Source organism: Metabacillus bambusae (assembly GCF_017497975.1).
GTDB classification, from domain to species: Bacteria; Bacillota; Bacilli; order Bacillales; family Bacillaceae; genus Metabacillus; species Metabacillus bambusae.
The window spans coordinates 25,202-36,526 of the sequence record NZ_JAGDEL010000022.1 but is presented as its reverse complement, the minus strand read 5'-3'; the positions used below and the strand labels follow the sequence as shown (position 1 = coordinate 36,526).

At 33.6% G+C, this 11,325-nt stretch carries 13 protein-coding genes; 1 reads left to right on the top strand and 12 read right to left on the bottom strand.

Annotation, left to right across the window (positions count from 1 at the left end; genetic code table 11):
• Nucleotides 1-55: 55 nt before the first annotated feature.
• The 3 genes from I7822_RS22255 to I7822_RS22245 form a co-directional block, all read right to left on the bottom strand.
• A complete protein-coding gene (locus tag I7822_RS22255; RefSeq protein ID WP_207981268.1) occupies nt 56-622 on the bottom strand; it encodes a Pycsar system effector family protein in 567 nt (188 codons plus the stop codon).
• 104 nt (nt 623-726) lie between these two features.
• Nucleotides 727-2,199: a tetratricopeptide repeat-containing protein gene (locus I7822_RS22250; protein WP_207981267.1), complete on the bottom strand. Its 1,473-nt coding sequence runs from the start codon at nt 2,197-2,199 to the stop codon at nt 727-729.
• Between the two features lie 271 nt (nt 2,200-2,470).
• Nucleotides 2,471-2,890, bottom strand: coding sequence for a hypothetical protein (locus I7822_RS22245; RefSeq protein WP_207981266.1), 420 nt, complete (start codon nt 2,888-2,890; stop codon nt 2,471-2,473).
• A gap of 327 nt (nt 2,891-3,217) precedes the next feature.
• Here I7822_RS22245 and I7822_RS22240 point away from each other — a divergent pair, with 327 nt between their 5' ends.
• Complete coding sequence (locus I7822_RS22240; protein WP_243459621.1) at nt 3,218-3,976, top strand: MBL fold metallo-hydrolase; 759 nt, start codon at nt 3,218-3,220, stop codon at nt 3,974-3,976.
• 59 nt (nt 3,977-4,035) lie between these two features.
• On the opposite strand, the gene I7822_RS22235 is transcribed toward I7822_RS22240, so the two are convergent.
• The 9 genes from I7822_RS22235 to I7822_RS22195 all read right to left on the bottom strand — a co-directional run bounded on the left by I7822_RS22235 (nt 4,036) and on the right by I7822_RS22195 (nt 11,316).
• Nucleotides 4,036-5,619, bottom strand: coding sequence for a TIGR02710 family CRISPR-associated CARF protein (locus tag I7822_RS22235; protein ID WP_207981264.1), 1,584 nt, complete (start codon nt 5,617-5,619; stop codon nt 4,036-4,038).
• Between the two features lie 251 nt (nt 5,620-5,870).
• The gene (locus I7822_RS22230; RefSeq protein WP_207981263.1) at nt 5,871-6,035 is read right to left on the bottom strand and encodes a hypothetical protein; all 165 of its coding nucleotides are present in this window, start codon (nt 6,033-6,035) and stop codon (nt 5,871-5,873) included.
• Nucleotides 6,036-6,107: 72 nt separating this feature from the next.
• A complete protein-coding gene (locus I7822_RS22225; protein ID WP_207981262.1) occupies nt 6,108-6,404 on the bottom strand; it encodes a hypothetical protein in 297 nt (98 codons plus the stop codon).
• 379 nt (nt 6,405-6,783) lie between these two features.
• Nucleotides 6,784-7,578: a peptidoglycan-binding protein gene (locus I7822_RS22220; RefSeq protein WP_207981261.1), complete on the bottom strand. Its 795-nt coding sequence runs from the start codon at nt 7,576-7,578 to the stop codon at nt 6,784-6,786.
• A gap of 391 nt (nt 7,579-7,969) precedes the next feature.
• Entirely contained in the window at nt 7,970-8,398 is a 429-nt protein-coding gene (locus I7822_RS22215) for a bifunctional adenosylcobinamide kinase/adenosylcobinamide-phosphate guanylyltransferase (protein ID WP_207981260.1), read from the bottom strand.
• Nucleotides 8,353-8,976: a histidine phosphatase family protein gene (locus I7822_RS22210; RefSeq protein WP_207981259.1), complete on the bottom strand. Its 624-nt coding sequence runs from the start codon at nt 8,974-8,976 to the stop codon at nt 8,353-8,355. The genes I7822_RS22215 and I7822_RS22210 overlap by 46 nt, the downstream gene beginning before the upstream one ends.
• Entirely contained in the window at nt 8,928-9,713 is a 786-nt protein-coding gene (cobS, locus tag I7822_RS22205; protein ID WP_207981258.1) for an adenosylcobinamide-GDP ribazoletransferase, read from the bottom strand. Before cobS ends, I7822_RS22210 begins: the two co-directional genes overlap by 49 nt.
• Entirely contained in the window at nt 9,701-10,234 is a 534-nt protein-coding gene (locus I7822_RS22200) for a bifunctional adenosylcobinamide kinase/adenosylcobinamide-phosphate guanylyltransferase (RefSeq protein WP_207981257.1), read from the bottom strand. The genes cobS and I7822_RS22200 overlap by 13 nt, the downstream gene beginning before the upstream one ends.
• Entirely contained in the window at nt 10,231-11,316 is a 1,086-nt protein-coding gene (locus I7822_RS22195) for a pyridoxal phosphate-dependent aminotransferase (protein ID WP_207981256.1), read from the bottom strand. Before I7822_RS22195 ends, I7822_RS22200 begins: the two co-directional genes overlap by 4 nt.
• Nucleotides 11,317-11,325: the final 9 nt, after the last annotated feature.

The following is an 11,325-nucleotide window of genomic DNA, read 5'->3' as shown; positions in this document are numbered from 1 at the left end:
AATATTCAAAATAAAAGTGGCTTAGACGATTTCCTTATGTCCATGCCACTTGATTTTAGAATAATAGGATTAGGGATAATACTGATAAAATAACAAATCCGACCATACTACTTAAAAAGGCATAATGTAATAGGTTGAATTTTCGGGTCAGAATTCGAGCTTGAAAATAGTTGTTTTCCATTGAACGTTTTAGTAACTCTTTTACCTCCATCGCTTCAATCGTTTCCACATATTCGTCTAATTCCATTTCATTTATGTTCTCCCAATAAATAATCCCTTTTTTCTTTCTGTTTAATTTCTTAGGGAAAACGACATAAACGGATAAGATAATACCTTGTATTAGAAAGGCAAGCCCTAAGACATATAATAATTTAATATAAGTAGTCGTTTCAGTGGAAAAAAAATCAAATGCAAATTTTGCAATTAATCCGTTTACAGCAACTAATGCACCAGCCTTTGTATCAGCGAATCGGATTGAATTATTTAAGTACGTGTTTTGAGTATTAGTAAAATTTAATTTAAAAAAACCTTCTCGTTGGTGTAATTCAACTTTTACTTTCCCATCACTTATTGCATCTTCTAATGTCTCTTTTTGTTCCCTAAGAGATAGTTGGTCTTCCATTAATCATAATCCCCCTATAAAACTCCATATAAATCAGTGGTTGCAGCTCTCACATTTTATGAAGAAAAGCCCTATGCTTAGCAAAGCAAAGCTGTAGGACATATTTAACTTAATCTATCTAATAAATTTTTAATATATTCCTGTTCTTTATCCGTTGGTTTTTTTATCTTTTCACGCTTATTCATAATTTCGATATAACTTTCAATTTGATCCTTTGTTGCATGTTTTTCAAAGAATTTCGGTTTGTGTTGTGCAATTGCCCGAGTCATTCTGTTATATGCGAATTTGAACTCACCTAAAAGCAATTGTGTTTCTGCAAGTGTACTATCGATCCACCAGTCCTTACCGGTATCTTCACTCCATGTATTAAAAATATATGATGATAAATGCCATCCATCTGAATGTCCAAGAATCTTTTGAATATATGCAGCATTTATAGCTGGATAATAATCCCCCTGTTTTCGAAAGGCTTCGAGATAAAGATGCAATGATTCAGTTAACATTTCAGTATCTAAATGGAATTCATCATCTTTATTCGTAAAGGCCTCCCTTTTTAATTGAGCAGCTAAACTACAAATCGTATCATTATCTTCAGGGTTAGACTGGAGTAAACCATAAAGAATTTTCTTTGCATCCACATACTTTTTGTTTTTCGATAGACAATGCGCTTTTAATTTCAATATATCTGGATTTTCTTTTAATGGAAAAATCTCAATCTGATCTTTAATTACTTTTCTCCATTTTTGAGCTTCTTCGATTAGTTTAATTGCTTGTTCATATTCCCCAATATCAATATAGACTCTTGCAAAAGCAATTAATTGAGGTCCAGATTGCTGATCAATTTTATTAATTTCAAGATGTCCATTCAAATGATTCAAAACTTCTTCTTTTGAATTCATTTGTTTAAGTTGACTAATGATAGGAGCTTTATTTGCAGCTTTAATTTCGGCATTAACATCTAACTGTGAAAACAGATCATCCAACGTTTTGTTTTGTTTTTTTATAAATAATTCATTAATATTCCAAGCTTCTTCTTTAATATGAAAGAGTCGATAAAGATGAATGATACCGTGATTTTTAGGTAAATCCCATTCAAGTAAATCATGAAACCCAAACTCGTAATAGGGGTCTTTAAGTTTTGCCCCATCTTTTTCTTCAATGAACATACGCTTAAAATCTTCGCTGACGTATATTTCTCCAGGAAACGTAATCGGTTCAATTCTTGCAGCAGTATTCACACTTTTTCCAATAACGTTTTCAGTATTGTTTAACATAGGATCATTAAAAATTAACATGTTACCATGATGACCCGCAATTCTCGGTTCTAGTTGCAATGATCTATTTTTACGAAAAAAGTCTCTATAGGTGATCATAAGATTAACAGCATCTATACCATCTTTAAATACAGCCACTAGTGCATCTCCCCATGTATTCCAAACTCTTGCTTTTGTTTTATATTCAGAAAGCTCATGTGATAGTGGCCGTAAAGTATATTCAAAGGATTCAAATCCTTCAATCCCCATACTAGAAAACCCTTTTAAGTCTGCAAATATAATAAATCCATTAAAATCTCTCATGATTAATTATGTACCTCCAACTCTTGTTAACTGTAAGTACCTTTTTTGTAGGGAGTTATGTAAATCAATTTTGCATTTAATACAAATTGTGTATATTTACCTATTTTAAATTGTACAATAATCTTACTTATATGTGAATATATTTCCCTATATTCATAGACCGAAGCTTTTAATAAACTGATAGTTTTTTAGCGATTAATGATATATACAAAAAAAAGAGATCTGAATAACTCAGATCTAAGTAGAGAAATTAACAATATTCAGCTATTCATTAAATAATAATATACGATTGTTCAAAAACTTTTCCATCAACTGCCCACATTTTGTCAGGTGATTCCATCACAATATAGTAACCAGGTTGAAAATCTAATATTTCCCCTTGAGCAGTTTTTACTTCTCCTTTAAAATCTACCTTATACACATACACAATTTTTTTCTTTTTTTTGTACATATTAACACCTGTCTCAAAGTCAGGTTCGTAATCATTAAATACTGTTGCAGGAATCGGGTATTTTTCCCCTTTAATCCCTGAAATTATGTAATCACCTGGACTTGCAATTTGATTTTTATTTTCCCATGTACTGATGACTTTTTCACTTTGTACGGGACCTTCAATATGAACAGAAACTGGTTTCTTATAAGCTTTTTTAGCTTTATTAAAAATTTCTAGTGCAATATCGTTAATTCTCATGCTAGCTCCTCTCAACCCATTGCTCTAATTATATGTAAAAGAATCCGCCTTTATTTTATAGCAATTATACTACGTCTATAACATCTGGCAAAAACCTATAAACATAAAAAGTTAGATAATCCTTGGAATCATCTTGGCGTTATATTATAAGTAAAATACCTTTAATTATTTAAACAAATAAGTTAATTATTATTATACACTTGACATTTCTATATTTACTAGCTTATTTAAGAAAATTATTTAATACCCTTTACCGCTATTATCTGCTTCAAACCACGTATATTAAACAATTTAATCGTCACAATAGGAGGTACTTAATTGATTATTATGCCACTTGGTGTAGGAGGAGCATTTACATCTCGCTTCTATCACAATAACTACATTTTTGATTTAAATGGGATTACACTGCTTTTGGATGCCGGAACAACATTACGGGATAGTTTAGGAGCATCTGATATCGAAGTATGTGATATTGACTATGTTTTCATCACACATTTTCATTTTGATCATGTTGGAGGATTAGAGGAATTACTGATGAAACGTTACTGGAGGTTTGTTGATAATGAACACGCACCTTTAAAATTAAATGTAATCGTACATGAGACGCAGGTTAATCTTTATCACATGCTTTTACAACCAGGACTGTCTAATCAAGGATTAACCCTTAACGACTATTGTGAGTTTATCGTTTTACCAGAAAGTAATTCCCTTCATTTAAATGGATATGAAATTTCACTAACTGACATATCCGATTTACACGTAAAAGGGATGAAGAGTTTTGCCGTAAAAATACTAGAAACGAACAGTAAAAAAAATATATTATTTACATCAGACATAAAGTTTCTTACTAATAGTAATTTTATAGAACAAATAAATGAAAATACATGTGCTATTTTTCAAGATATTAGCTTTACAGAAAATCAAGCACATAGTACTTTGAATGAGGTTTTATCATACTATCCGAAAAGATTTCATAATAAAATTTATGCTATGCATTATTGTGATGATATTGAAAGCTACACTTATGTAATTCAACAGGCAAATATTAATATTACAATACAAGGTAAGCCTATATTAATTGAATAACGAAAAAGGAGGATCTTAAATTAAAAGATCCCTCCGGATAACTATAAAGTAAAACGATATTACTTTAACGTAACACTTTTTGAGATATATGGGAATTTGAATTGATTTAAATAAGAGATACAATCACCATTATAGAAGTTTTGATCTTTCTCTACATTCCAGGCTTGCATTAGTAGCCGTTTCATTGTTTTTTCAAAGCCATCAACTTCTTTTTGGGTCAATATTTTTATTCCATGAGCGAAAATACTTTCATTTCTAGTATTCACCTGTGCAACGATTTGTTTTAAGTCTTCCCCTTTAAATACGGGATCACCTAAGACACATAAAAAGATTAATCCATTCATTAGTGAAAATTTATTCGGTATATTCTCGATCATTCTATAATTGGAACCATATACCTTTTGTCCTATGTCATTCATTCCATTAATAAGATCTTTGTTCATAAATGGTAGTAAAGGAGATAAATAGTCAGGTAGAGATTCATTTTTTTCTTGCTGGTCTTCAAATAGATGTGCTATTTCCACATTACCTGCATCGATTTTAAGTAGGACTAATCTTCTCTGAATGATCATTTCGAATATTCGATAAAACAACAAGGTAGCCATGTCATTTCTTCCTTGCAGCTTTCTTCTTTGTGCACATTGCCAAAAATTCGCCAGAATCGTCCACGTTCTTTCCTGATCATTTAAAGTCTCTTTTAATTTACCATTCTGATAAACTACTTGAAGTTCAGTTACATTCGCTAATAGAGATAAATGCAATTTAACTTCTGGTAGGAGTGAAGTGAGAAGTTGACGTTGGACAATCATCTCATTCACCTTTGATAGTGATTTTTCAGCTTGTTTGAAATCAAAGTTATCATAGTAGTTAAAGGCGTTTGATGCATATAGAAGAATTTCATATTTCCTTGGATCTCTCGTTCGATTTAACAAATCACTAAAGATTGAAGAAGCTCCTGTAAAATCATAACGATTAAATTTCTCAATTCCTTTCTCGGCTTCATAGTCCCCGAATACATTTAATGGATTTTCCAGCTTTACAATTCTTTCTGTGCCTGGGAATGGCTTCCTCAACGAATCTATATATATATCATGATCCACATATAAAATATCAATATTGCTATATACACCAGAAATGGCCAGATTACTCCCCATAGACTTCTTGCCACCTGTAATATCTATTGCGGTTAACTCTAGGTTCTGTTGTATCTCAGGACGAACGATTATTCTCTTCACTTCACCATATATTGTTTCAGACGATTCGTCTTCTATAGTTATGACTTCAAATTCGCCCCAAGATAAATTCACTAATTTTTGTAATTCTGCTAATTTTGAACGAGATTTAGGGGTCACGATAAAAAAAACATATTCAGGTTGAAAGGCATTAATGAGGAGTGCAATTGGCTCTGGCGAGAAACCAACAGTCGAAATTAAATATTTATAGGAAGATAAATCCCCTTCCTTAATTCTTTCCTCGATTTTTCGCTTGAAAATCATATTCATTTTAGGAAAGAGATTTGTTCTGTAATAGGCAATTTGCTCTTCCTTTGGTGTGCTAATGTAGTTATTTACTAGGTTAATATAATCCTCTGAAAAATGATGCTTAGCAATTACCTCATTAGAAATGTTTAGCCCTGATAACACAATGCAGCCTCCTTTTCATTAAGATATTATGAAATATGTACTACTACCAATATACTTTTTCGATCCTTAATTATATAAGTAACAATTAGTGTAATAGAAAAGTCCCATTACTTCAACCAAAATCATGTAGTCTTCTTTAAATTAACCCAACTATCAAAAGCAAAAATAACACCGTTTCTCTGGCAAACGGTGTTAAAAAATTTTATAAAGTCATTAACAAAAGACATTAATAACATTGTTCAAAAAATATTCTATTCGACCTTTTTACCAATTTCATGTTCAGGTGATGTTCTGTTTCCTGTTGAAGTTTCATACCCAACCTTGTATGTTGGTTGTTTTGATTGTTTTAACGAATCTGGCATTTTATATTGTTCCAAATCATCTTGAAACTGCCTTACGCTTGGATTCTCTTCCATTTTTACACTCCTTCTTCATTTTAGAAATTCTCCGTAAAAGAAATATGGACTAATTGTCTCTCCTTATTATCCTTATGATGTCTCATTACCAATACCTGATATTGGTGAACCAGTAGATGTATGTTGAACCACCCATTCACGTGTTGTATCAGCAATATTTGACCAGTTTGGAATCATGTTCGAATGTTCTTGAATCCAACTCATGCAATATTGCGGATCAATGCTATGCTGCTCACACTCTGATAAAAAAGACTGAACTGTCGTTGCATTACAGTTCTCCCAAGTTCCACAGGTTGACCGCCATATTTCTTCCATCTTTTCTTGGATAGAATCAGTTGTGGAATGATTTACATTATTTTGATTGGTCATTTTGGCACCTCCAGAAACTATTAATGAAACACATAATTCATTATGTCCAAAGTGTAAAAAACCATGTAAGAATAATCAATGCAGAACATAAATACTGAATTTTAACACTTTCTGTTTCCTATAACCGAAAAAGCAGTGACATTCAAATTGTTGAATGATGCCACTGCAATTTGTTCATTTTTAGAGGAACTCTCAAAATAAGGTTTAAATAATCTAAAAAAAATACATCCCTATTTATTTAAACTCAAGAGAGATACCAGGAATAAATACGATCAATCATACTACAAAAGTTAATAGGATTAAGAATGGTATACTGTGTTTAATAAAGTTTTCAATTTTTGTTCCTGGAATTGATCATGTTGTAAACATGATCGTACTACTAATCAATCAACCTTACCTTTACTTCTTTTCTTCCCCATTTTAATGCGGTATTTTCCGTTGCAAAAAATACATCTATTTCATTTCCAGAAATACCTCCACCAATGTCTGCTGCAATAGCTGTACCGTATCCTTCAACTTCAACAGTTGAACCTAATGGTATTACATTTGGATCTACAGCAATTACATTTCCATCAGGATATTTTTTTAAGTCTATTCCTAATTTTGTAATACCTGAACACCCATTGCAACTTGCTGTATAAGCTGTGCTTTCTACAGTTAATTCTCTGATCTGATTATCTACTTCTGTTGCTTTTTGGTTTAATTTCTTAAATGTTTGTGGACCAGCTAAACCATCTGGAGTTAGACCGTTTTTTTGTTGGAATTGAATAACAGCATTTTTTGTACCACTCCCGTAGATTCCATCACTCGTGCCATTATATAGATTCCAAGCTTTTAAAAGTCGCTGGAGCTTAACAACCGGCTTCCCCATATCTCCTGATCGTAGTACTTTTATTTTGTTAATCGTTTGAGGACCAGCAATACCATCAACTTTTAAGTTTTGTTCTTCTTGATATTCTCTAACTGCTTCCTCTGTAATTACTCCGTAATAACCTGTTGCGGTATGATAGGGAAATTCTCCTTTAGCAAGTAAGTATTCTTGTAATTCGATAATATCATTATGTACCATTCCTTCTGATAATGTTCGATCACCTAAGGCTGCTTCACCTTTTGAGGGAAAGAACAATCCAATACTCGTAAATACAAGTATTGTAAAACCCCATTTCATTTTCATCAAAAGCTCCTCCTTCTTTATCATCCAAACAATACGAAGGAGCGCTTAAATTTCTTAGGTGTTAAGCTATTTTTCCTAATATAGACCTATAAAATTTACTATTTTGAAAATAATAGAAATTATTAATGACCTTTACCTTAAGCCTTACAAGAAGTGAGGTGTGGTTGATTGCAGCGAGAGTTGCTCGCTTTCCGCGGGGGCGGGCGGTGAGCCTCCTCGGCGTAAACACCTGCGGGGTCTCACCTGTCCCGCTATTCCCACAGGAGTCTCGCACTTCCGCTCCAATCAACCTTCAACAGCTTTCGTTTTAAAAGCAACGATCTCTAGAAAAGATCCTTACCTTGAGAACCCTTTCACTGGGATTGTAAATGGGTCTTGTTAGATTCTCTTTTTATTTTATTGTTTTTACTAAACCATGCCAGCAATATTGTACAGTTTTAGCTTTAGAAGCGGCATGCTGTAGCACCCACCCAGCTACGTCCCGGATATTTCTCTCCTCTGAAGTCAAAGGTACAATACCTCTTCCCATTTCTAACATAATAATGATGATAGGCTTACCATTTAGCTTCTCACATTCACATATCTCATCAATCAGTTTAAAAAAGTAATCCCTTACTTCATCCAAACCCGGTTGGGATGATAATTCTTTCTTAATCCATATTTCCCAACCTTCTAAAACAAGGATTGCACTCGAATGATAAGGATTTCTCCAATTTCTCAACAAATGATCATCATACGCACTATGCCAGGTTATCTCCTGATATTGCTCACGAATTAGTTTTCTTTTTCCTGAATAGGCACCACCGACAACGAGTTGCAAACCCATTCCCCCTTTTGCTGCTGAAGTGACAAGTGATAAGCTTTTGCATGTTGTATCGTTAATTCCCAGAAAGATTTCGTTTGCGCAAATTTTTTCAAGATAGTTCGGATTACGCCACCATGGGTAAGGATAAGTACCTTGCTATTATGATCTTTATTTTGTGTAAGTAGATCTGTCAGAAAGGCATTAATTCTATCATTTAACTGAATTAGAGTTTCCCCGCTTGGAGGAGCTTTATATTCCCAATTGTTTAACCAATCTTGATAGCTTACATCTCCTTTTAGCATCTCATAGGTCTTACCTTCCCATTTTCCAAAATCAAGCTCCCTTAACCTAGAATCTAAACAAACGAGTTTATCTCCTATTAAATACCTAAATGTTTCTGTACATCGCTTAAGATCACTAGAATAATAACGATCAAAAGGAACATCCTTAAGGGAGCTTCGCAATGGATTTAATTTATAAAGCTCATGATCTACTAATGGTTCATCTGTATGACCTAAATATCTTCTTTCATTATTCCACCTTGTCACCCCATGACGAACCAAATATACATCGATAGTATGAAAAGCCCCCATAATTCCCCTCCTTCGATTGAAGCACCAAGAAGATCTCCATTGATGCCTTTAAAGTTTTTTAAGATCCAAATACGGAGGAAAAAGTAGTATATTAAGTATGAAAAGAAGAGCAATAGCGTGTATGGAAAAACTAGTGTAAAAAGGAAAACGATTGTAGTGCCAATAATCACCTCACGGCCAGTTAGCTGCTGCTTCCATTGATAGGCAAGCCCTTCCTGCTTCATTACTGGAAGGTAATATAATAAGTAAAGCGGGATTAATCGACTGAATGCTGGGATCAAAATAAGAAAGTACAGTAAGGGTTTCAGTTGATCTGTCTGAATAACCCCATAGACGAATGCTACTTTCCAAGTGAGATGAAAGATGGCGGTAAGGACAGCAAAGCTACCAACTTGAGGATCTTTCATGATTTCAAGCTTTTTCGTAAAGGTAGCATTTGAACCCACCGCATCGGCCACATCCATTAATCCATCTAAATGTAATCCTCCAGTTAAAAACACCCATATAGTCACGATCAATAGTGCAATCATCCATCCAGGTAATACCGAATCTGTGATTGAAATGGCTATAGCTAAAATACCTCCCATGATTAACCCAACGATCCCAAAGGAAGTAAGTGCCCCTCTTATTGATTTTTTTTCCCAAGGACATTCGATAGGAATCGGGATACGTGTTAAAAATTGCATGGCTAAAATAAATCCTAATATGTAATGCTTCATCATGATCAGCCTTTCCATTTAATCGGTATTCCTGCGACGACTTGATAAACTGATTCTGCTTTAGAAGTAACTAGACTGTGAACTTTTTGAAGCTTATAGATGTATTCGTGGATAAACAAATTGTCACTTTGGATTCCTTCGTTAACATCATTTGAGACAATGATTAATTCCAGTTGATTCTCCTCAGCTAGTTTAATCCATTTTGAAACTTCTTCTAAAATCATCCCGATATCGGTCTTTCCTTTATATAACATGTTATTTATCCAAACAGTCAAACAATCCAATAAAATGACTTCCTGTTCCTTTACTGTTTGTAATACTCGTGTTACTTCTATAGGTGCTTCAATTGTATGCCAAATTGATTCTCTTTCTACAATATGCCGAGTTATTCGATTTTCCATTTCACAATCGGTTCTTTCTGCAGTAGCTATATAAAGTAATGTCTCTTTTCGACCAGCTTTTTTGAATAATTCAAGGGCATAATTTTCTGCAAAAGAACTTTTACCTGAACGAGCACCACCAGAAATAAACGTTATCATTGCCTGTTTCTCCAACTGCGTAACGTTTGTAGTAAATAGTTATTTTCAGCCTCAGTTCGAACTGCTAATCGTAAATAGTTGCCATCAAGACCATTAAAGGTATGAGTATGTCGTGGAATAATGTTATTCTCTACTAAATAAAGAAATAATTGTTCAGTATCTGCTTGTTGATCAAGATCTCTTAATAAATAAAAATTTACAAGAGTGGGAGAATAATAGAAGCCTAATCTTGAAAGCTCGGCGGTTAAAAGTTTTAGCTGCCTTTGTAACCAAGCTTTTGTTTCTTCAATAAATAAATGCTGAGTAACTAAACAAGGGAGTATAGAGGTTACAATGCCATTTACACTCCAAGGTATCTGACTTCTCTTCAATTGGAAAATCATCTCTTCCCTTGCAACAACATAACCAAGTCGCAAACTAGGAATTGAAAAAATTTTAGTCAATGATCTCAGTAATACAAAGTTTGAAAAATGATCAATAAGGAACGCTAAGTCAGTTATATGTGATGGTAAAAAGTGAATAAATGCTTCATCGATTACAATCGTTGTTTGACACTCGATGCCTTTTTCAAGAACTGCCTTGATGTCTTCAATGTCGACTAAAGTTCCTGTTGGGTTATTCGGACGACATAAAAAAACCACATCTACCTCTTCTATTTTGCGTATAACCTTTTCAAGCGGAAAAGAAAAATGATCCTCTTGTTGAAGAGAAAGATGGGATACAGATAATTGAAATACGTGACAAGCTCTTTCATATTCAGAGAATGTAGGTTCGATTATTAACGCCTTTTTCCCAGCAAATTGTTGGGCAACTAGGAAGATCGCTTCAGAGCCTCCATTTGTTAAGAGAGTCTGTTCTTGCCTTACCCCTTCATGAGTAGCAAGTAACTTAGTAGCTTCTTGGTAATCGGGATCAGGATACTTTTCGAATTGGTTAAACGCTTCTTTAAAGCTCTCTTTTAAAGCAATTGGAGGTCCTAATGGATTAATATTTGCACTAAAGTCAACATATAAATCATCTTTATTAATTCCTTTTAATTCTAAAATTTTCTTCGGCTGCCCACCATGCTCTGGCCACTCCATCTTCACCAC

Excerpts from the sequence above, each read along its gene's own strand:
- I7822_RS22255 (WP_207981268.1), bottom strand. The coding sequence starts at position 622 with ATGGAAGACCAACTATCTCTTAGGGAACAAAAAGAGACATTAGAAGAT.
- I7822_RS22250 (WP_207981267.1), bottom strand. The coding sequence starts at position 2,199 with ATGAGAGATTTTAATGGATTTATTATATTTGCAGACTTAAAAGGGTTT.
- I7822_RS22245 (WP_207981266.1), bottom strand. The coding sequence starts at position 2,890 with ATGAGAATTAACGATATTGCACTAGAAATTTTTAATAAAGCTAAAAAA.
- I7822_RS22240 (WP_243459621.1), top strand. The coding sequence starts at position 3,218 with ATGCCACTTGGTGTAGGAGGAGCATTTACATCTCGCTTCTATCACAAT.
- I7822_RS22230 (WP_207981263.1), bottom strand. The coding sequence starts at position 6,035 with ATGGAAGAGAATCCAAGCGTAAGGCAGTTTCAAGATGATTTGGAACAA.
- I7822_RS22225 (WP_207981262.1), bottom strand. The coding sequence starts at position 6,404 with ATGACCAATCAAAATAATGTAAATCATTCCACAACTGATTCTATCCAA.
- I7822_RS22220 (WP_207981261.1), bottom strand. The coding sequence starts at position 7,578 with ATGAAAATGAAATGGGGTTTTACAATACTTGTATTTACGAGTATTGGA.
- I7822_RS22210 (WP_207981259.1), bottom strand. The coding sequence starts at position 8,976 with ATGGGGGCTTTTCATACTATCGATGTATATTTGGTTCGTCATGGGGTG.
- cobS (WP_207981258.1), bottom strand. The coding sequence starts at position 9,713 with ATGGAAAGGCTGATCATGATGAAGCATTACATATTAGGATTTATTTTA.
- I7822_RS22200 (WP_207981257.1), bottom strand. The coding sequence starts at position 10,234 with ATGATAACGTTTATTTCTGGTGGTGCTCGTTCAGGTAAAAGTTCTTTT.
- I7822_RS22195 (WP_207981256.1), bottom strand. The coding sequence starts at position 11,316 with ATGGAGTGGCCAGAGCATGGTGGGCAGCCGAAGAAAATTTTAGAATTA.